The organism is Streptomyces sp. NPDC030840 (genome assembly GCF_055572015.1).
In genome coordinates this window covers 119224-139919 of the sequence record NZ_JBVIEE010000021.1, presented here as the reverse complement: position 1 = coordinate 139919, position 20696 = coordinate 119224, and the positions used below count along the sequence as shown (strand labels likewise).

Annotated in this window: 19 protein-coding genes and 1 pseudogene; 18 read left to right on the top strand and 2 right to left on the bottom strand. The window is 72.5% G+C overall.

Translation table 11 applies throughout. The features are described from left to right. Positions 1-23 precede the first annotated feature (23 nt). Positions 24-2246: an AAA family ATPase gene (locus tag ACZ49J_RS34350; RefSeq protein WP_467454476.1), complete on the top strand. Its 2223-nt coding sequence runs from the start codon at positions 24-26 to the stop codon at positions 2244-2246. A 37-nt stretch (positions 2247-2283) separates the two neighbouring features. Here the strand turns inward: ACZ49J_RS34350 and ACZ49J_RS34345 are convergent. Then, a pseudogene (locus ACZ49J_RS34345) lies at positions 2284-2537 on the bottom strand (IS5/IS1182 family transposase); the annotation flags it as partial. Between the two features lie 21 nt (positions 2538-2558). On the opposite strand from ACZ49J_RS34345, the gene ACZ49J_RS34340 reads away from it, so the two are divergent. The 5 genes from ACZ49J_RS34340 to ACZ49J_RS34320 all read left to right on the top strand — a co-directional run bounded on the left by ACZ49J_RS34340 (position 2559) and on the right by ACZ49J_RS34320 (position 5550). After that, complete coding sequence (locus ACZ49J_RS34340) at positions 2559-2693, top strand: hypothetical protein (RefSeq protein WP_467454483.1); 135 nt, start codon at positions 2559-2561, stop codon at positions 2691-2693. A gap of 286 nt (positions 2694-2979) precedes the next feature. After that, complete coding sequence (locus tag ACZ49J_RS34335) at positions 2980-4101, top strand: ADP-ribosyltransferase (RefSeq protein ID WP_467454428.1); 1122 nt, start codon at positions 2980-2982, stop codon at positions 4099-4101. A gap of 52 nt (positions 4102-4153) precedes the next feature. Continuing rightward, positions 4154-4363 carry a hypothetical protein gene (locus tag ACZ49J_RS34330; RefSeq protein WP_467454427.1) on the top strand — a complete coding sequence of 70 codons (210 nt, stop codon included), beginning with the start codon at positions 4154-4156 and terminating at the stop codon, positions 4361-4363. A 327-nt stretch (positions 4364-4690) separates the two neighbouring features. Further along, entirely contained in the window at positions 4691-4867 is a 177-nt protein-coding gene (locus tag ACZ49J_RS34325; RefSeq protein ID WP_467454425.1) for a hypothetical protein, read from the top strand. A 413-nt stretch (positions 4868-5280) separates the two neighbouring features. Further along, complete coding sequence (locus tag ACZ49J_RS34320; protein ID WP_467454482.1) at positions 5281-5550, top strand: hypothetical protein; 270 nt, start codon at positions 5281-5283, stop codon at positions 5548-5550. Positions 5551-5607: 57 nt separating this feature from the next. Here the strand turns inward: ACZ49J_RS34320 and ACZ49J_RS34315 are convergent, their stop codons facing one another. Then, positions 5608-7863, bottom strand: coding sequence for an eCIS core domain-containing protein (locus ACZ49J_RS34315; protein WP_467454424.1), 2256 nt, complete (start codon positions 7861-7863; stop codon positions 5608-5610). A 247-nt stretch (positions 7864-8110) separates the two neighbouring features. On the opposite strand from ACZ49J_RS34315, the gene ACZ49J_RS34310 reads away from it, so the two are divergent. From ACZ49J_RS34310 to ACZ49J_RS34255, 12 genes are all read left to right on the top strand, one after another. Beyond that, entirely contained in the window at positions 8111-9673 is a 1563-nt protein-coding gene (locus tag ACZ49J_RS34310) for a phage tail sheath family protein (RefSeq protein ID WP_467454423.1), read from the top strand. A gap of 35 nt (positions 9674-9708) precedes the next feature. Then, entirely contained in the window at positions 9709-10149 is a 441-nt protein-coding gene (locus tag ACZ49J_RS34305) for a phage tail protein (RefSeq protein WP_467454422.1), read from the top strand. Next, positions 10146-10640, top strand: a complete 495-nt coding sequence (locus tag ACZ49J_RS34300; protein WP_467454421.1) for a hypothetical protein — start codon at positions 10146-10148, stop codon at positions 10638-10640. Before ACZ49J_RS34305 ends, ACZ49J_RS34300 begins: the two co-directional genes overlap by 4 nt. Beyond that, entirely contained in the window at positions 10637-10795 is a 159-nt protein-coding gene (locus ACZ49J_RS34295) for a DUF6760 family protein (RefSeq protein ID WP_163014002.1), read from the top strand. Before ACZ49J_RS34300 ends, ACZ49J_RS34295 begins: the two co-directional genes overlap by 4 nt. 1312 nt (positions 10796-12107) lie before the next feature. After that, positions 12108-14165, top strand: coding sequence for a DNA polymerase III subunit gamma/tau domain-containing protein (locus tag ACZ49J_RS34290; RefSeq protein WP_467454420.1), 2058 nt, complete (start codon positions 12108-12110; stop codon positions 14163-14165). A 28-nt stretch (positions 14166-14193) separates the two neighbouring features. Then, entirely contained in the window at positions 14194-14619 is a 426-nt protein-coding gene (locus ACZ49J_RS34285; RefSeq protein WP_467454419.1) for a phage tail protein, read from the top strand. Between the two features lie 44 nt (positions 14620-14663). Continuing rightward, positions 14664-15386 carry a CIS tube protein gene (locus ACZ49J_RS34280; RefSeq protein ID WP_467454418.1) on the top strand — a complete coding sequence of 241 codons (723 nt, stop codon included), beginning with the start codon at positions 14664-14666 and terminating at the stop codon, positions 15384-15386. Then, a complete protein-coding gene (locus tag ACZ49J_RS34275; protein WP_467454417.1) occupies positions 15383-17209 on the top strand; it encodes a VgrG-related protein in 1827 nt (608 codons plus the stop codon). The genes ACZ49J_RS34280 and ACZ49J_RS34275 overlap by 4 nt, the downstream gene beginning before the upstream one ends. Before the next feature lie 32 nt (positions 17210-17241). Then, complete coding sequence (locus ACZ49J_RS34270) at positions 17242-17580, top strand: PAAR domain-containing protein (protein WP_467454416.1); 339 nt, start codon at positions 17242-17244, stop codon at positions 17578-17580. A 168-nt stretch (positions 17581-17748) separates the two neighbouring features. Next, positions 17749-18171: a GPW/gp25 family protein gene (locus ACZ49J_RS34265; RefSeq protein WP_467454415.1), complete on the top strand. Its 423-nt coding sequence runs from the start codon at positions 17749-17751 to the stop codon at positions 18169-18171. Further along, complete coding sequence (locus ACZ49J_RS34260) at positions 18171-20132, top strand: putative baseplate assembly protein (RefSeq protein ID WP_467454414.1); 1962 nt, start codon at positions 18171-18173, stop codon at positions 20130-20132. Before ACZ49J_RS34265 ends, ACZ49J_RS34260 begins: the two co-directional genes overlap by 1 nt. Continuing rightward, positions 20129-20692: a phage tail protein gene (locus ACZ49J_RS34255; RefSeq protein WP_467454412.1), complete on the top strand. Its 564-nt coding sequence runs from the start codon at positions 20129-20131 to the stop codon at positions 20690-20692. Before ACZ49J_RS34260 ends, ACZ49J_RS34255 begins: the two co-directional genes overlap by 4 nt. The last annotated feature ends 4 nt before the right edge of the window (positions 20693-20696 follow it).

Sequence of the window (20696 nt, the reverse complement as noted above, 5' to 3'; positions counted from 1 at the left end):
CGTACACAGCCGAACCGGACGTCGTGGCCGGCCCCGCCATCGACCCCCTCCCTTCCGCCATCGACCCCCTGTGGACGCGACTTCGTGCGGTCGAGGAGCGGGTGCGGTATGCGGTGGGGGTACGGCGGGCCGGGGATCCGGATCCCGAGGATCCGTACCGGGGGCAGTACCTCACGCCCGAGGCGGCGGCGCGGATCCTGGACGAGCCGGGTGGTCTCGACGTACCCGGCCAGGAGCCTTGGCAGCCGCCGGCCGGTTCCGTACTCGACGCACTGGCCCGGCGGTTCGGCCTGTCCCCCCTCGATCTGGACCTGCTCCTGGTCGCGGTGGCGCCGGATCTGGACGCGCGGTTCGAGCGGCTCTACGGCTATCTCAACGACGACCTGACCCGCCGCCGGCCCACGGTCGGGCTGGCCCTGGAGCTGTGCGGGCTCACCGGCGCGGCACCCGCCCGGTTCCGGCTCGCCCCGGGAGCGCCGCTGATCGAGGGCGGTCTGGTGGAGGTCACCGAGGAGGAACGGCCGCCGCTGTCCCGGGTTTTGGTGGTCCCCGACCGGGTGACCGGGCACCTGCTGGGCAGCGCGCAGCCCCACGCCCGGCTCGCCGGGGTGCTCGGCGAGGCACGGGAGGACCCGACGGCGGAGGAGGCGGACGTCCAGCTGACGGCCGCGGCGGCCATGACCGGCGTAGGTCTCGTCCATCTGCGCAGCCGCGGCGGCGACGCCGAGGGACTCGCCGCCGCCGCCCTGCACGCGGCGGGGCTGCGCCCGCTCGCCCTGGACGCTGTGGCACTCGCCCGGCGCCGGGCCGAGGTGCCGGAGCTGGCCCGGGCGACCGCCCGCGAAGCCCGTCTGACCGGCGCCGGCGTCGTCCTCGGCCCGCTGGAGTCGCTGCCCGCGGAACCCGCCGAACGGGCCCGTACGCTCTGGGCGTTGTGCGCGGCACTACGCGGAATCCCCCTGTTCACCCACGGCACCGGCGGCTGGGCCCCGGAGTGGGCGGCCGACACCCCTGTCGTCCTGACCGTGCCCGCGCCCTCTCCGGAGCGGCAGGCCGTGCGCTGGCGGCACGCCCTGGAACGGGCGGCCGGCAACGGCTCGGTGACCGGGGCCGTCGACGGGTTCGCTCGGACCGCCGGTGACGGCTCCGCGCCGGACGACGCCGACGCGCTTTCCCGAGCCGCCGGGGATGGTGCCACGGTCAGTGAGGGCGACGAGCTCGCCCGAGTCGCCGGGGACGGCGTCGCGATCGGGGACGCCGAGGAGCTGGCGCTGGCCGTTGCCGCGCATCGGCTGGATGCCGGGCAGTTGCGTCGGGCCGCTGATGTGGCGGTGCGTACGGCTGCTCTGGCGGGCCGTGCGGTGCGTCCCGACGATGTGCGGGCCGCCGTACGCGCGCAGAACGGGGCGGGGTTGGACCGGCTGGCCCGCCGCGTGGAACCGGGCGTCGGGTGGGACGACCTGGTGCTCCCGCCCACCACCCACCGGCGGTTGCGGGAACTCGCGCTGCGCGCCCGTCACCGTGAGCAGGTGCTCGGGCAGTGGGGGATGCGGCCCGGCGGCGGCCGGGGACGCGGTGTGATCGCGCTGTTCGCGGGCGAGTCGGGCACCGGCAAGACCATGTCCGCGGAGGTCGTCGCCGCGGACCTGGGCATGGATCTGTATGTGGTGGACCTGTCCACAGTTGTGGACAAGTACATCGGCGAGACCGAGAAGAACCTGGAGCGGATCTTCACCGAGGCCTCCGCGGTCAACGCGGTGCTGCTCTTCGACGAGGCCGACGCGATCTTCGGCAAGCGCTCGGAGGTGAAGGACGCCCACGACCGGCACGCCAACATCGAGTCGGCGTACCTGCTCCAGCGTATGGAGTCGTTCGACGGCATCGCGGTGCTCACCACCAACCTGCGGGCCAACCTGGACGAGGCGTTCACCCGCCGCCTGGATGTCGTGGCGGACTTCCCCGTGCCCGACGCCGGCCACCGCCTCGCCCTGTGGGACCGCTGCCTGGGCGACCGGCTGCCCCGCGCTGACGACCTGGACCTCGCCTTCTGCGCGGACCGCTTCGAACTGGCCGGCGGCTCCATCCGCGCCTGCGCGGTCACCGCGGCCTACCTCGCGGCGGAGTCCGGTGGCCCGCTCAGCATGCGGCAGGTGGTGACGGCGGTCGCACAGGAGTACCGCAAGCTCGGACGGCTGGTCCTGGAGGGCGAGTTCGGCCCATACATGGCGGACGCCGTGAGCGCGTGAGGGTGGGCGGCGCGCTGGCTTCCGTCTCCCGGGGCGGTGAGCAGGGGCTGTCCGCCGCGACAGCGCCAGGCCGGGTGCGCGGTCGGCCGACCGAGCCACGCACCTTGACGCCCTCCAGCACCGGGACAAAGCGAGGGCTGTCAGCGGCCTGTCCCGGCGTGCGGACGAACGGCAGCGGCCAGCACCGGAGTTCGGCCGTGAGGTGGGTCCTGGTGGTCAGCCCCCCCCGGAGCGGCCCAGTTCAGCCGCACGGAGCCGGGCCCTGCGCCGCCGCCGTAAACGCCGCCGTTCCTCACGCACCACGTCGTCGCGGTGCGCTACCCTCCCGGCGCCCCGAAGACCGCGCGAATCGATCTCACCGGGAGACAGATCAAGAGCGTCGTGCTTCTTCTCTCGGTCGGCAACCTGTTCACGGCGATCGCCATCTGGCAGCTCGCCACCGGCTGAATGAATGGCCACGAGGGCGACCCCGGGGACGACCGTCCCCTCCTGGGCCGGTCCGGGACCGGCCGGTCCGGGCACGGGAGACTTCCCCCGAGGGCGCCCGACAGTACCTTCCGGACCGCGCCGCGGGCAATATTCTTGGCGGGCATACCGCGTCACGCCAACGGAGGGAAGTCCCATGCGTTCCTACGAGCCGGACAGGGCACAGCAGGACGCCCAGCCGCGCCGCGCTTCGGCCGCCCGCTCGCGCGGGACCGGGCTGGGACCGGTCCGACCCGGGGCGGGCGGCATGGACAGCGGCGCGCTCCTCAACCTGCAACGCAGCGCCGGGAACGCCGCGGTGGTGCGCGCTCTGGACGAGACCCGGCATGCGCACGGCGTCGGATGCGGTCACGAGCAGGCGATGCCGCCTTCGGTGCAGCGTTCAGCGGTGCAAGCGATGCGCCGCCCGGTGCCGGCCGCCGGGGATGCGCCCGGCGCTGTCCATCCGTCGCCGTCCGGGGGTGATGCAGCGGTGCGGAGCGCGTCGGGCCACGCTGCTCCCGTGCAGCGGGCGCTGACGTACGAGGGTGAGAAGCTGACACTGGAGCAGGCGCAGGACCACGTGCTCGAGGCCCAGTCGGCGGCCCTCACCCCGTCCGAGATGAAGGCGCTGAGTGAGTTGGTCGAGGACACGACACAGAACCATGACGTCAGCAGCGGCGCGGACCTGGTCCGGCTGCTGAGGTCCAAGCTGCGCAAGGAGTGGGATCTGACCGATGAGCAGGTGAATCTTTTCGACAAGTACCAGGGCGGCGAGTACAAGGAGTGGAACGAGGCGCTGCGCAGTGGGGACGCCCGCAAGCGGTATCCGGTGGCCGATAAAACGTCCGAGATGATCAAAGGTCTGGCGAAAACCGCCAAGACCAAGCAGAAGGTGCAGCGCACGCTGTCCTTCAAGACCCGCGACAAGTTCGACGACTACGCCAGGCAGTTCGAGGAGGGCAAGGAGTACACGGCGGTGCAGTTCGAGTCGACGACGCGGCGGCTCGGCGCGACGCTGGACCTCCCGGAGAGTGCCGTGTACGTGGTCACGCTCTCCATCGACGCGCAGGGGTATCACGGCGGCGAGATGTCGTCAGCGGTCAACGTGGTTGCGAAGAGCGAAGGTGAGACGGTCTTCCCACCCGGTGCCAAGTTCAAGGTCACCCGGGCGCCCGAGCAGCCGCCGGAGGGCAGGGAGTTCAGCACCACGAGCCCGTTCAAGACGATCGCCGAGATGACCGAGCTGGAGGAGCTGGACACCAGCAAGCAGGAGATGCCGACCAAGGATGAATACCGCGCGGCAACCATGGCGGCGCTGCTGGGTGGCTCCGGGCTGCCCAGCCGTCCGGCCCCGACCGCGGGAAGCGCCAGGAAGGGGTCCTTCTGAACGAGGGGCCCGGGGCGCGGCTTGGCCGGCGCAGGGCTCGTGGCGCTTCAGAATGTCTGCACAGCCCCGTGAGGTGCGGCTGTGCAGGGTGATCAGCTTGCTCGTACTCGCCGCCAACGACCGCTTCGCCGACTGGAAGCGGCTGATGGCTGCGACGACTCCCGTCTTCGCCACCGGTGCCCACGACAACCGGATGCGCCGACTCGTCGTGGACGGCCGCCCACTGGTGCGGGGCCTGTACAGGCCGGGGCCGCGCCCATGACGACCAACCCCACGCGCGGCCGCGGCGTCGCGATGGGCCTGGCGGCTGTCGGCCGCCTCCACGACCTGGCCACCGACGGATACGACCCCGACGAGCTGACCCTCGCTTACACCGAGTGGCGGCAACGGGTCCTGGCCCTGTACTACCGCGAGGCCGTCGCGAGCGACACCCATCTCAGCCGCAGGCTCCACGCCCATCTGCACAACGAGGGAGGCACCCGCCAACGCGCCCCAGCTCGAACTGCCCGCCGTACACCCGCTGGACTCGGCCCGGATCGAACGCGCGGCCCGCCACGACCCCGACCTGCTGCGCCGCTGGCTCCGGGCCGTGCATACGCTGGACGACACCCGCGAAATCGACTCGCCCCACGTCGCCGAACAGGCCCGCGACCTCCTGGCCGCCCTCCCGCCCCGCACATCGCGTCCGCCGCGCGACTCGGGCCTGTACATCCCGCCACGCTGCGGGCGGTGTTGGGCGCCGTACGGCGAGGACGGCGACGTCTGACGGCGGTGACAGTCGACTGCTGACGACCGGGCAGAAGTGCGAAGTCACCAAGGAACTGCACAAGCTGATCGCCAGTCCGTTTCTCGACGGCCACCTGCTGCTCCGCCCGGGTGCCCGGTCCAGCACTCGCATCCCGGTCGGCCACTACGAGCAGCTCCGGGCTGCCGCAGTTCGCTGGACAGACCGTTCCCCCGCTGGGCGGCCGACACCGCCGCTGACACGTGGGGCCTCGACGTCGCCGGACTGCCCATGCAGGGCACGGTTCTGGTCCGCGAACCGTCCACGTATGGCTACTACCGGGCCTCCTGGGAGATCAACCTCGGCGCTGCAACTACGGCTGCCCGCACTGCTACCTCGGTGAACGACCGGCCGTCGGCCTCGGCTGGGAGGACAAGGTCCGGCTGCTCGACATCATGCGCGAGGCCGGGGTCCTCTGGCTCCAGATCACCGGCGGCGAACCCATCATGGACCGCGACTTCGAGGGGTGCCTGCCGGTACGCCTGGTTCGCTGGGATGATGCTCACGCCTGCGCGGTCATCGCGGCCTACCTCGCCGCGGAGTCCGGCGGGCCGCTCACCATGCGGCAGGTGGTGACGGCGGTCGCACAGGAGTACCGCAAGCTCGGACGGTTGGTGCTGGAGGGCGAGTTCGGGCCGTATCCGGCGGAGGCCACCGGCGTCTGAAGGGCGGGCCGCGTGGGTGGCTGCCCGGCGATCAGCGCGCGCCCCCCCCACGACGTCTTACGGCCGCGGGCCGACCAGTTCCTCGTACAGCTTCCTCTTCTGGGCGGTGTCCTTGGCTGCCTCCAGCTTCTCCGCCCAGTCCCGCTTGAGTGTCTGGAGGAAGCCGTGCCAGTCCTCCCCGCCCATCTTCCCCAGTTCCACCCTCGTGTCACCGATCTTGTCCGGCTTGTGGCCGTGCAGCACGGACTCGGGGTTGGCGGTCGCCTCCGTGGACCTGATGCCGTGGTGATAGCCGACCGGGCTGCGGGCGCCGGGCGCCACCGTCTCCAGGCCGACCAGCAGGGCGCCGTCCTTGTCAGCGGTCGGCGCGGTGAACACCAGGAGCATGTGGCCGTATGAGCCGTTGGGCAGGACGACGTCGCCGTTCCAGTCCTTGGTTCCGAAGCCGCCGCCCGGGAAGTTGACCCCCAGCAGATCCGGATCGGTCATGCCGGGGATGTACTCCGAGATCTTGTTCTTCAGCGCCGCCCCGACGCCGCCCTCCTCCTTGAAGCTGCCGGGCTCACCGTCCTTGTTCTTGCCGATGGAGGAGCGGTGCGTGGCGTAGTCGCGCTCCATTGTGTACTGGTGCGGGGTGCCTCCCTTGGTGACGCCGAGGAAGTCGAGCAGCTGATTGGGGCTCTCCCCCTTACGGAGGGCGGGGATGCGGATGTTGACGCGGCCGCCGTGGGCGAGCGCCCGGATGATGTCGCCCTCCTTGTAGTCGACGTAGTTGTCGTCGTCCTTCCCCGCGACCTGGAGACCGTGCCGCAGGATGAGCAGGACGTTGGTGAGGACGTCCCGGGCGAAGGCGTCCCGCCCTCTCATCTCCTCCGTCGCGTGATCGCCGGCGGACTCGTGCATCTGCTCCGGGCGCAGGCTGTCAGGGACCAGGGTGTCGACGGCCGTGTCCCGGATCTGCTCGTTCCGTTCGTTCTCCAGCCTCTCCCGTTCCGGATCGTCGGGCGCCAGCCCGTTGGTCCGCATGAACCGGCCCAGGGTGTAGGCCGGATTGATCGGCGTGGCGGCTCCTGGGGCCGGCGCCTGTGTCTGGAAGGCGAGGGTCGCGGCGAGGATGCGGCGTCCCGGGCTGAGCTTCAGCCAGGTCGAGTAGTCGGCGCGTTCCCGCTCCGCTGCCTTGCCCTTGCCACTCTTGTCCTCGTCCTTGCCCTTTCCGCTCGCGTCCTTGCCCTCGGCGATCCGCCTGCCCTCTGCCAGGGTGCCGATGCCCACGGTGTTCAGCCAGCGCGGCCTCTTCTCCGAAAGGATCTCGATGTCCCTGAGTTCGTCCTGCTGGAAGGCCAGCCCGAGGACAAGCCGCCGTTCCAGGACCCACCGCATCCGGGTATCCTCCAGCAGCCAGTCCTCCGGCCACTTCTTGTGCGGCTCCCAGAAGTTGAACTTCCGTTTCTTCTGGAGCGTGTGGGCCTCGATCGACGCGGTGAGCCGGACCATCACCGCATCGGGGTCCTGGGAGGCCTGCAGGGCAGCCTCGTTTTTCGGCCGACTGCTCTCCGCCGCGGGGGCGTCCGCTTCCGTCTGGCTTTCCCCTGCCCGCTGGACGTTCACCCTCGCCGCCTGGTTGCCCGCCGGGCTCTGCAGCGCCGCCACCTCGGCGGGGCTCCCCGCCCCCTCATGATGCGTGGGCGCCGGACCGGACATGACACGCCTGGCATTGGCTTCCGCGGCCCGCTCGAAGCGGTCGGACGGGTCGGAGATCTTCAGCCCCGATCCGTTGTCGGTTCCCGCCACCGCTCCCTGGCGCTGCTGGATCACATGCGTCAACTCATGCGCCAGCGTGTGCTTGTCCCCGCCGCCCTCGCCGATGACCACATGGCTGCCGGAGGTGTATGCCCGTGCCCCGACCTCCGCTGCCGAGCGCCGTGCTTCGGTGTCCGCGTGCACGCGGACATCGGAGAAGTCCGTGCCGAGCCGAGCCTCCATCTCGGCGCGCAGCGGCCCGTCCAGCGGCCGACCGGTCGAGCGCAGCACGCCGTGCACCGCCGGCTGCTTCACCGGCTGCTCGTCCGGGCCGGTGCCGTGCCAGTGTTCCTCGGCCATCCGTGCCTCCGCCATGGGCGCGGTGCGTGCGCGGCGGAGGATCATGCCGGTGACCGCGGTGTTGCCCGCGCCGCCCTGCGCCGCCCGCAGCGCGTCGGCGGTGAGCGGGGGCGGGACGGCGGCGCCGGCCGAGGATGTCTCCCGGCGGGCGGCCGTGCCGCGCACCGGCTGCTCGGCTTCGGTCCCCTCGGTACGCCGTCCGGACCTCTGCATCTACTGCCTCCTCTTCGGCGCACACCTGCTGCGTCCCCCAGTGGACAGCACGCTCCGACGGGGCGTCCAGGTCCGCAGGGGCAGTGTGAGGGCAAAGGCGGTTGATGTCCGGATGGTTCGTGCGGAAGGTACGGAAAGGCAGCGGTCTTGCCCCCGGCCAGGTCCCCGGGTCCCTGTCACTTGCCCCATCCGCCCCCGCAGACTCGGCCTGGACACAGGTGACAAGCAAGGACGCTAAGGAGCGAACATGCCGACGTACCTCACCCCGGGCGTATACGTGGAGGAGGTGCAGTCCGGTGCCCGACCGATCGAAGGGGTCGGCACCGCCGTCGCCGCGTTCGTCGGGTTCGCCGAGCGCGGGCCCTTCCACGCGCCGACGCTGGTCACCAGCTGGGACCAGTACACCCAGGAGTTCGGTGGCTTCACCGAGGGCACCTATCTGGCCCACTCGGTCTACGGGTACTTCGCCAACGGCGGCGGCGCCGCGTACGTGGTGCGCATCGGCGGTTCCGCCGAGGACGCCTCCGCCCCGTCTTCGAACGGCGCCCGGGGCAAGCGGGACACCAGGGCCGTGGAGCCGATTGAGCTGGGCGGCTTCCTGGTCGCGGCCAAGCCGGGCGTGACCGGGGTGTCGGTGGAGGTCGCCGACGCAGGCGGCGAGAACCCGCCGGAGGACCGCTTCAAGCTGCTGGTCCGCAGGGGCGACGAGGTCGTGGAGACGTACGACGCCTCCACCCGCAAGAACGTCAAGGGCTACCTGGTCAACCAGGCCCGCGCCTCCAAGCTGATCGAGGTCACCGAGCAGCGCGGCGCCACCCAGACCAAGCCCGCCACGCAGACCCTGGCGGTCCCCGACGCGCCGGGCGCCCCCGCCACGAACGGCGCCGGCGAGGTGGCCCGCCTGAACCCCGCCGAGTACGTCGGCGACTCCGCTGCCCGCACGGGGTTCGGCGGCCTGGAGACCATCGACGAGATCACCATGGTCGCGGTGCCGGACCTGATGAGCGCCTACCAGCGCGGCGACATCGACGCCGAGGGCGTGCGCACCGTGCAGCTCGCCGTGATCTCGCACTGCGAGCAGATGGGCGACCGGGTCGCCGTCCTGGACAGCCCGCCCGGGCTCTCCGCCCAGCAGGTGCGCACCTGGCGCAACGACGAGGCGGGCTACGACTCCCGCTACGCCACCCTCTACTACCCGTGGGTGCGGGTCTTCGACCCGGCCGCCGGACGCAACACCACCGTCCCGCCGAGCGGTCACGTCGCCGGTGTGTGGGCGCGCAGCGACGGTGAGCGCGGTGTGCACAAGGCGCCCGCCAACGAGGTCATCCGCGGTGCGGTCGACCTGGAGATCCGGCTCAGCAAGGGCGAGCAGGACCTGCTGAACCCGATCGGTGTGAACTGTGTACGGGCCTTCCCCGGCCGCGGTATCCGGATCTGGGGTGCCCGCACCCTCTCCTCCGACCCGGCCTGGCGCTACCTGAACGTGCGCCGCCTGTTCAACTACCTGGAGGAGTCCATCCTCCTGGGCACCCAGTGGGTGGTGTTCGAGCCGAACGACGACCGGCTGTGGTCGAGCATCCGGCGCAATGTCACCGCGTTCCTCACCGAGGAGTGGCGCCGGGGCGCGCTGTTCGGCCGTACCGCCGAAGAGGCGTTCTACGTGAAGTGCGACCGTGACAACAACCCGCAGGAGTCCATCGATCAGGGCCGGGTCATCTGCGATATCGGTGTCGCGCCGGTCAAGCCCGCGGAGTTCGTGGTGTTCCGGCTGGCCCAGTTCTCCGACAGCACCAGCCTCATCGACGAGTGACCTGCGGGTCCGGCAAGGAAAGGTGACAGACAGTCATGGCAACGGGCGATTCTCTTTCCACCCATATCTTCGGCGTGCAGCTCGGCGGCTACATGGTCGAGTCGATCCAGGAGATCAGCGGGTTCACCGTCGAGGAGGATGTCGTCGAGGTCAAGCAGGTCAGCCAGGACGGCAAGCAGATCATCCGCAAGCAGCCGGGTGCCCGGCAGGCCGGTGAGATCACGATCACCCGCGGAATCGACCAGAGCAGCGAGTTCACCAACTGGATCAAGGAGACGCTGAACAACGGCGCCGTCAACTCCGCTCGGCAGAACCTCACCATCGAGATCAAGGACACCGAGGGCAACACGGTCCGCCGTATCCAGTTGATGCAGGGCTGGGCCTCCAAGTGGGAGGGCCCCTCGCTGAAGGCGGGCGAGTCGTCGGCGGCCACCGAGTCCGTCACGATCACGTTCGAGGAGATCGTCGTCGAATGAGGCGCCGTACGGTGACGGCGGGCAACCTGGACGAGATCCTCCAGGCCACGGCGCCCGCCTCGGCGTCGGAGCAGGCGGCGGCCACCCCGGCCGCCGCCCCGCCGCGCCGCGAGGACCAAGGGCTGCGCACGGAGTTCGAGTTCGAACTGCCGCGCGGGTATGTCGACGACGAGGGCACGGTGCACCGGCACGGCTCGATGCGCCTGGCCACCGCCCGCGACGAACTGCGGCCCCAGATCGACCTGCGGGTCAAGGAGAACCCGGCGTACCTGAGCGTGGTGCTGCTCAGCCAGGTGATCACCCGGCTCGGCGGCATCACCGATGTGCACGCCGGGATCGTGGAGCGGATGTACGCCACCGACGTGGCGTTCCTCCAGGACTTCTACCGCCGCGTCAACAGCGAGGGCCACACCCGCGCGGCGGTCACCTGCCCGCACTGCGAGGGCGGCTTCGAGGTCGACCTCTCGGGTGGGCGCCTGGGGGAATCGTGACGTACGCCCTTCCCCGGCTCCGGGAGGAGATCGCGTACATCGCCTATCACTTCCACTGGCAACGCGAGGAGATCCTCGACCTGACCCACGGCGAACGCCAGCAGTGGGTGGCCGAGATCGCCCGTATCAACACCCGCATGAACGAAGGCGGTTGAGCACATGGCATGGCGGGACAGGCTGCGCCGCCGGGCCGCCGGAGCGGACACCGCGGGTCGCCCGCGGCGTACGGAGGGCTCCGGCGCCGGGGGAGGCGGCCGGTCCGGCTCCGGCGATTCGTCCGGTTCTGTACCGAGTCCCTCGGGTGGCGGCGGGGGCACGTCCGGTGCCTCCGGCTCCTCCTTGCCCGGCGACTGGGACGGCGGCTGGCGCCGCACCGCGCCGCCGCCGCTCACCGTGGCCCGTACCCCGCTCGGCGTGAGCGACGGCCTGACCTTCCGCGCGGGCCTGGCCTCCTGGCAGAACCCGTCCTTCGACAACGGCCTCGGCCACGCCCTGCTGCCGACGGCGCCGACCGGCCTGGTCCGCGGGGTCACCCGCCCGGCCGCTCCACAGCCCACTCGCAGTGGTGGGGGACCGCTGCTGCTTCGTGCGGTGCGGCCGGAGGGGGCGGATGGGGCGCTCGGGGGTTCGCCGGATGCGGGGGGCCTGGGCAGCGGGGGGCAGGCTTCGAGTTCGTCCGGTTCTGGTTCTTCCGGTACGACGTCCCGCTCGGCGCCCTCCGGGGCCGGGCCCGTGGTTCAGCGTTCTGCCGACAACAGCGGTGCGGGGCAGGGCGGTTCGGCCGACGCTCCGCGCACCCGTGGCATCACGTCCGCGGATTCTCCCGCCGTACTCTCCTCGTCGGCTCCCGTTGTCCAACGGGCTGCGGAGCCGGGAGCCGCCGCTGTCGTGACGCCTGCCGACACGGGCCGTTCGGCCGTCGCTCGGGAGATTCCGCTGGTACGGCGGGTCGCCGTGGTCCCGGGTGCGACCGCCGACGCGGCCGGGGGCCGTGCCGGCGTGCCCGGGTCGGGCTCCGGGAGCGCGTCCCGGTCGCCGGGAGGTTCGGGGGGTCGTACGACGTCCGGACCGGCCGTCCAGCGCACGGCGACGGGGTCACGGCCGCAGGCATCCGCTCCCTCCGGCGCCGACGCGCCCCACGTGGCCGTCCAGCCGCGCCCGGTGGGGCCCCGTCTGACCGTCGCCCGGCGCCAGGCCGGACCCGCGCGCCGCGTCCCCGCCGTGCGACCGGCCGCCCCTCCCGCGCCCGACACCCGGCCAGCCCCTGACGCGTCGGGCGCTCCCTCCGCACCGGCGGCCGGGACGACGGCGCCCGTACAGCGTGCCGCCACCCGCACGGGCAGCCGCGCCCCTCTCGGTGCTCCGCTGACCGAACTGCCCTCTACGGCAACACCGTTGACGGAGGGCACGCCCGTCCCGCGCCCCGCGTCAGGCACCGGATCCGCGCCCGGTCCGGCGCTTCCCGTCGTGCAGCGCCAGACGGAAGGCGGCGGTACGTCGGACGGCGGAATGCAGGGAAGGGCTCAGGAGAGCCCCGCGCCGCGCCGGACGTCCGACGCGGGTCGGTCCGGGGCACGTGCGCGGGGTGGCCTGGGCGCTCCGCTGCCCGCGCTGCCGCCGAGCGCCGACGTGCCCGGTTCCACCTCATCCGGCGCCCGCGCTTCCCGCCCGGCACCCGCGTCCGGCCCGGACGTCCAGCGCGCTCCGGCCCGCCACGACGGCCGCGGTTCCGCCATCGCGCCGGGCCGCGACCGTACGCCCACCGAGACCGCACCACCCGCGTCCGGCCCGGACGTCCAGCGCGCTCCGGCCCGCCAGGACGACCGCGGCTCCGCAACCGCGCCGGACCGCGACCGGACGCCCACCGAGACCACACCGCCCGCGCGCGGGGAGAGCGGAACGGACGCGCCGCTGCTGGGCTCGGTCGACGTCCAGCGCCGCGTCACTAACCCCTCCGCCACCGGGGACACCACGTCATCCGGCCACCCCACGGACCATGGCACCGGACTCGCCACGCCCCTGGTGACGCCGTCCCCGGCCACCGCGTCCGAAGGCCCCGCGAGCACGGCAGCCCCGACAACTCCCGCACCCCCGGCCGGGAACGCCCCACGCCCCGGCGTGCAACAGCACTCAACTCCCGGCGCCCCGGGCCCGGTGGTGGTGGCGCGCGCCCTGGCCGAAGGCGCTCCGGACGCCCGGACCCCGGCCGCCGACAGGCCCACTGTCCCGGGGGCGCCCCGCGCCTCCCGGACCCCCGGCGCGGCCGATTCGCGACCTGCCCCTGTGACCGGTTCCGCGGCACCTTCCGTCCAGGCGGCATCCCGCACCCACGGCACTGCCCGGACCTCGGCCGCCGACCGGTCCACTGCCCCGGCGGCACCCCGTTCCCCCGGCACCGCGGGCGCCTCCCGGCCCCCCGGCGCGGCCGACCCGCGCCCCCTCCCCGTGACCGGCTCCGCGGCGCCCTCCGCACCCCGCATCCTCCAGCTGCTGCCCGCGCGCCCGCTCACCCTGAGCACCCGGGCCCCGGAAGGTGCGGCACAGCCCACCGCCACTCGCTCCGGCAACCGTCCCGTGGTGCCGATGCGCTGGCCGGGCGACCCGGCTGCCCCCCAGGGCCAGGGCGGCACCGGGACGCCCGCACACCCGACGCCGGGCCCGTCCCCGGCGACTCCGGCGACGCCTCACGTGCAGCGGTCCGCGACAGCGGGCTCCGGACCGGCGGGCCCGCAGGTCCAGCGGGTCGCGACCGGACACTCCGGATCGGCAGCCCCGCAGGTACAGCGAGCCGCGACCCCGCACCCTGCCCCGGCGGCCCCGCAGGTCCAGCGGGCCGCGACCGGACACCCCGGACCGGCGACACCGCAGGTACAGCGGGCGGCGACCCCGCACTCCGCCCCGCAGAGCTCGGGCGTGCGAACGGCCGGTTCCTCCGCCGCAGTTCAGCGCGTCCCCGTCGTACAACTCGCGCCGCCCCACCGCGAGACCCCCGGAGGGCCCGGCCCGGCCGCCGCCCCGGCGCGGGCCCTGCCGGTCACCGCCCCGCAGTCGCCGCCGCTCGCGGACCGTCCGTCGCCCACCCAGGGGTCAGCCCCGGCATCGGCGGGGCCGGTCCCCGTGGTCCGGCCCCGGGCCGCTGCCCCGGGCGGCGGGACCCGCGGCGCGGCACCCTCCGTCCAGCGTGCCTACAGCGCGGACGACTTGGACCTCCCGGGGAGTATGGACAAGGCGCTCCCGGCGCGCCCCCGGCCGCCGGCCTCCGCGGCCGGTGATCTCGCCGAACCGGCCAAGCCCCGGACGGGGAACGGCCGTTCGCGGCCGGGTTCCGCCGGCTCCGCGAACCCCGCCGCCGGCCATTCCGCCTCCGCCAAGCGCACGGCCCACCGTGCGGAGACACCGCAGGACCCCGGCATGGACCTGGACGAGCTGGCGCGTCGCCTGATCGACCCGGTGGCCCGGCTGCTGCGTACCGAGCTGCGGCGTGGACGGGAACGTACAGGCCGCCCCTACGACGGACGCCGCTGAGGCCCGGCACGGAACGGATGACGGACGAATGACGGACAACATCTTCGCGACGAGCGTGTTCTTCAAGCTCGTGATCGGCGGCAACGATCTGGGCGCCTTCAACACCTGCTCCGGCATGGGCGCCGAGTTCGAGATCGAGACCTATGCCGAGGGCGGCAACAACGGCTTCACCCACAACCTGCCCGGGCGGGTGACCTGGTCGAACATCACCTTCACCCGGCCGGTCACCAAGGACACGGCGAAGATCGCCAAATGGTTCGACGAGACGCTGAAGCGGGTGGAGCCCAAGGACGGCGAGATCGTGGCGCTGAAACCGGACCTCACCCGGATCATCAGCTGGCAGGTGTTCGGGATCGTGCCGGTGCGCTGGCAGGGCCCGTCGTTCGACCCCAGCAACTCGGAGGCGGCGGTGGAGACCCTGGAGATCGCCCACGAGGGGCTGAGCCCTTCCTGACCCGCCCGCCGCCCGAGTGATCGTCCCGGAAAGGAAGTCCCGGCATGCCCAAAAAAGCCCGCGCCAGTCGGGTCAGGGCTCAGCTGACCCTGAAGGAGCCCCCTGCCTCGGTCGGCGCGAAGCCCGGCGGGACGCTCGCGCGGCTCAACCTCCAGTTCAACCCCTCCACCCTGGAGCTGAGCAAGACCACCGAGTGGCGGCGCACCCCGTCCCGTATGGCGGCGGAGTCGGCGCTGCCCGAGTTCGTCGGCAGCGGCCCGCGCACGCTGAGCCTCGAGGTGTTCCTGGACGCCACCGCCAAGCACGACAACTCCGTGGAGCAGGCGGTGGAGAAGCTGATGAAGGCCTGCGTGCCGACCAAGGCCAGCCTGGGCCGCAAGAAGCCGGCCAGCCCGTGGGTGCGGTTCGAGTGGGGCACCGCGCGGACGACCTCGTTCGACGGGGTGCTCACCAGCCTGTCCGTGACATACACACTGTTCGACGTGGACGGCAAGCCGCTACGGGCCACCTGCCAGCTGTCGATCGAGGAGGCGAGCGTCGGACCGGCGGGCCAGAACCCCACGTCCGGCGCGCGCACCGCCCGCAGCACGCACACCGTCGTGGCGGGCGACAGCCTGGCGCTGCTGGCCTGGCAGGAATACGGCGACGCGACGGCCTGGCGGGCCATCGCGGAGGCGAACGACATCGACGACCCGATGACGCTCATGCCCGGCACCGAACTCGTGGTGCCGGCACTGAGCGACGCGGGTGCTGAGGAGGAACAGTGACAGGCGGGGCACGGGACGGCCGGTCCTTCGCGGCGGACCCCATCGTGGAGGCGCCGAGTGAGCTTCCGCCGGCTTGGGCCGCTCAGCTGGTGAGCTGTGTGGTCGACGAGAACGTGGGCCTGCCGGACGCGGCGGTGCTCACCTTCCGCGACCCCGACCACGAGTTCCTGAAGAAGACCGGCATCACCATCGGCACCCCGCTCAAGGTCTCCGTGATGACCGTGACCGGGCAGGCCAAGGAGCGGCTGTTCAACGGAGAGGTGACCGCGCTGGAGGTGGACCGGGACCGCACGGGCTCGTTCACGGTGGTGCGCGCCTATTCGAAGGCGCACCGGCTGCAGCGGGGCCGGAAGGTGGTCGCGTACCGGAACATGACCGCCTCGGCCATCGTCCGCAAGGTGGCCGCCGGGGCCGGGCTGGCCGTCGGCACCGTGCAGGCCGCGCCGGTCATGTACAAGCAGCTCTCCCAGGCGAACGTGTCCGACTGGGACTTCCTGCAGTTCCTGGCCGCCGAGAGCGGCGCGCAGGTGAGCGTCGACGACAAGGGGTTACTGCAGTTCACCAAGCCGAAGAAGGCGTCCGGGGCGCCCGCGCCGTCGACCTCGGCCGCCAAGAACCCGATGGTGCTGGAGTACGGCCGCAACCTGCTGGCGCTACGGGCCTCCCTGTCGGCCGCCGACGGCGCGCAGCAGGTGGAGGTGCGCGGCTGGAACGTCACCACGAAGAAGCCGCTGGTGGCCCCTGCGCCGTCGGTGAACAGTGACACGGTGGTGCCGGGCCTGAGCCCGGCGCTCGCCGCCCGGTTCGGCAAGTCGTCGAAGCTGACCGTCACCGACACCCCGTACCGGACCCAGGCGGAGGTGAAGGCGGTCGCGGACGCGGTGGCCGACCAGGTCAGTGCGGGCTTCGGGGAGTTGGAGGCGGTGGTCGAGGGCAACCCCCTCCTGCGGGCGGGCAAGCCTGTGACGCTCGGCAACGTGGGACAGTACTTCTCCGGCAAGTACACGGCGACCGCGGTGCAGCACATCCTCGAACCGGACGGCGGATACCGGACGACGGTGTGGGTCAGCGCCAGCCCCGACCGCTCCCTGACCGGCCTGGTGACCGGCGCCAACGCACCGGCCCGTGGCCCGCGCATGCCGGGCCTGGCGATCGGCGTGGTGACGGACGTACGCGAGCCGGCCGTCGCCCAGAACGGCTCGGTGAAGCTGAAGTTCCCCTGGCTGGACGACACGTACACCACCGACTGGGTGCGCACCGTGCAGTGGGGCGGCAAGGGCGGCGGAGGCGTCGTCAGCCCCGAGGTCAACGACGAGGTCCTGGTCGGCTTCGAACAGGGCCTGCTGGACAGCCCGTACGTCATCGGCGGGCTCTACAACGGGGTCGACAAGCCCTCGCCCCACAAGGGCCCGCTGATCGACAAGACCACCGGCAAGGTCAACCGCCGCTCCATCGTGTCCCGTTCGGGGCACCGACTGGAGCTGCTGGACGCGAGGGCACCGGGCCAGTCCGGGCTCAGGCTCGCATCCGCCGACGAGCGTCTCGAGATCAAGGTCGACCAACGGAAGGGATCGATCGAGCTGACGGTGTACGCCGCCAAGGGCACCAGACCGCTCAGCTCCGTCGTGCTCGACAAGAAGGGCATCACCGTTGACGCGGGGCAGGGCAATGTGAGCATCTCGGGCCGGAACGTGAACATCGACGCCGTCCAGAACGTGAACGTCAAGGCCAACGCGCGCGTGAACATCAGGGGCCGCGCGGGCGCCACCGTCGACGGCGGCATGCTCGGCGTCCTCAAGGCCAAGCTCATCCGGATCAACTGACACCCGACCTTCAGCTTCCCAAGGAGGACCGCATGCCACCCGCAGCCCGTACCGGTGACCCCACCAACCACGGTGGGGCGCTCGCCCTGCCGACCGGCCCCGCTGCTCAGGCGGTGCTGCGCGTGCTGATCGGCGGCAAACCCGCCGCCGTCGCCACCAGCCCCGTCGGCGGCGTGGGCAGCCTCGTCACCTGCCCGATGCCGCCGCACGCCGCCCTGGGACCGGCCAACGTGATCAAGCCCGACCCGAGCGCCCTCGCCAAGGGCCAGGTCCTCATCGGCGGGTTGCCGGCTGCACGGATGCGGGACCAGACCACGTGCGGCGCGATGATCGTGATGGGCGCCCCGAACGTCCTGATCGGGGGCGCGTGATGAGCGACGCTCCGACTGTGCCCGGCGCCCCGGACGTGCCGGCCGGGGGCGTGTGATGAGCGGGCGGTTTGTTCGGCGTGGTTCTGTGCTCCGGCTGCGGGGCGGGCACCCTGCGTGCGGCGCCGTGATTCTGCCCGGCGGCCCGAACGTCCTGACCGGAGGTGTGTGATGAGCGAGCGGTTCATCGGCCGGGGCTGGGGGTTTCCGCTGCGGGTCGGGCCGACCGGCGGGATCGCCATGGTCGAGCGGGAACGGGAGATCGAGGAGGCGATCCGCCTGGTCCTCGGCACCGCGCCGGGCGAGCGCCCCATGCGCCCCGAGTTCGGCTGCGGCATCCACGACTACGTCTTCGCCCCCGGCGACGGCGCCACCGCCGGACGTATCGCCCAGCAGGTGCGCGAGGCCCTGGAGCGGTGGGAGCCGCGCATCGCCGTGGAGGACGTGATCGTCGCCTTCGACGCCGTCGAGGACGGCACCCTCTACATCGACGTGCACTACACGCTGCGTTCCACCAACGACCGGCGCAACCTGGTCTTTCCCTTCTACACGATCCCCTCCGAGGAGGGGGCCGAGGAATTGGTCGCGGACTGATGGCCCTGCCCTCCCCCAACCTGGACGACCGACGGTTCCAGCAACTCGTCGACGAGGCGAAGCGGTATGTGCAGCAGCGCACGCCGGAGTGGACCGACCACAACGTCTCCGACCCGGGCGTCACCCTGATCGAGACGTTCGCCTACATGGTGGACCAGCTGCTTTACCGGCTGAACCGGGTCCCGGACAAGAACTACACCGCGTTCCTGGACCTGTTGGGCATCGGCCTGTTCCCGCCCGCCGCGGCCTCCGCTGACGTCGACTTCTGGCTGTCGGCGCCGCAGCCCGACACCGTCGCGCTGCCCGCGGGCACCGAGGTGACCACCGCGGGCGGCCAGAGCGACGAGCCCGTGGTGTTCGCGACCACGGACGAACTGCGCATCGTGCCCAGCGAGTTGACCCGCCTGGTGACCGCGCCCCGGACCGGTGAGCAGACCGACATGACCAGCACGCTCGCCGACGGCCACGACATCCCCTGCTTCCAGGCGGCACCGGAGCCGGGCGACGCGCTGCTGTTCGGCCTGCCGACGGCGGTCCCGCGCTGCATCGTCGCGGTGCGCCTGGACAGCCGCGTGGAGGGCGTCGGCGTGGACCCGCGCCAGCCCCCGCTGGTGTGGGAGGCGTGGGACGGCGGCGGCTGGCAGCTCTGCGAGACCAGTACGGACACCACCGGTGGTCTGAACCGGCCCGGCGAGGTCATCGTGCACGTACCGGTTGGGCACACCGCGTCGGTGATCGGCGGGACCCGGGCCGGCTGGCTGCGCTGCCGGGTCACCGAGGCGGAGCCGGGCCAGCCGTTCTACTCGGAGTCTCCGACGGTGCGCGAGGCGGAGGTGTTCACCGTCGGCGGCACCATGTCCGTCGAGCACGCCGAGACCGTGACCGACGTTCCGCTCGGCACATCGGAGGGCGTCGCCGGGCAGACGTTCCGGCTCGGTCGCCCGCCGGTCCTCCTCGACGGCGAGCCCCCGGTGGTGGAGGTGTCCTCGGCCGAGGGCTGGCAACGCTGGGCCGTGGTCGACCACTTCGGCCGCTCCGGCCCCGCCGACCGGCACGTCCGCGTGGATGCCACCAACGGTGAGTTCGCCTTCCCGCCGGTGCTGCGCGAACCGGACGGCACGCTGCGGCAGTGCGGCGCCGTACCGCCCAAGGGCGCTCACATACGCGTGGCCCGGTACCGCACCGGCGGCGGCCCCGCGGGCAACGTCGCCCGCGGCGCGATCTCCGTGCTGCTCAGCTCCGTTCCGTACATCGCCCAGGTCACCAACCGGGAGGCGGCACGCGGCGGCGTCGCGGGCGAGACGGTGGAGAACGCCAAGCTGCGGGCGCCGGAAGTGCTGCGCATGCAGGAGCGCGCGGTGACCGCAGAGGACTACGAGATCATCAGCCGCCAGGCCGCGCCCTCGGTACGCCGGGTCCGCTGTCTGCCCGCGGCGGAGGAACCGGGCGCGGTACGGGTCCTCGTCGTCCCGGACGCCGTGGCCGACGAGGGCGACGACCGCCTCCGCTTCGAGCAGCTGATCCCCTCCGACCAGGTACTGGAGGCCATCACCGCGAGCCTCGACGAACGACGCCTCATCGGCACCCGCCTGGTCGTCGAGCCGCCGGTCTACCAGGGCGTCACCGTGGTCGCCCGGCTCGCGACGGCAGCCGCCGACACCGACCGCGTCCGCGACGCCGCCCTCGACGCCCTGTTCCGCCACCTCAATCCGCTCAGCGGCGGCCCGGACGGCACCGGCTGGCCCTTCGGCCGGCCCGTCCAGTACGGCGAGATCTTCGGCATCCTCCAACGCGCCACCGGCAACGCCCTCGTCGAAGAGATCCGCCTGTTTCCCGCCGACCCCATCACCGGCCGCCGCGGCGCCCCGGGAGACCGCATCGACGTGGCCGCGGGCGCGCTCGTCTTCTCCTACCAGCACCAGGTGGTCGTGACGGCGATGGATGGGGAGGGGCGGGGATGAGCCGCGCCGCCGTACCCGGCCTGCCGAGCCGCTTCCCCATCGGTGAGCAACTGCCCGCGCTGTACGCCGACGACGACTTCGCGCAGCGCTTCACCGCCGGCCTCGACGTCGTCCTCGCCCCGGTGTTCGCGACCCTCGACAACCTGACCGCCTACCTCGACCCCCGGGTCACCCCCATCGACTTCCTGGCCTGGCTGGCGTCGTGGGTGGGCGCCGCCGACGACCCCCAGTGGCCCGTGGAGCTGCGCCGCGAGGCGGTCGTCCGTGCGGTGGAGCTGCACCGGTGGCGCGGCACCAGACGCGGCCTTGCCGAGGCCCTGCGCCTCGCGCTCGGCGTGCACTGCGATGTGACCGGCGACGGCGGCTCGTGGTGGTCGAACACCGCCGGCACCGAGCTGCCGCCCCAGCCCGCCGCCGAGTTCCTGGTCCGGGTCTGGCCGGGCCGCGAGACGCGGGTGGACCCGGCCAGGGTCCGCGAGATCGTCCGGGCCATGTGCCCGGTGCACACGGCATTCCGGGTGGAGGTCCTCCCCGGCCCGCCCGCCGACGAAGGGAGGTGACGCC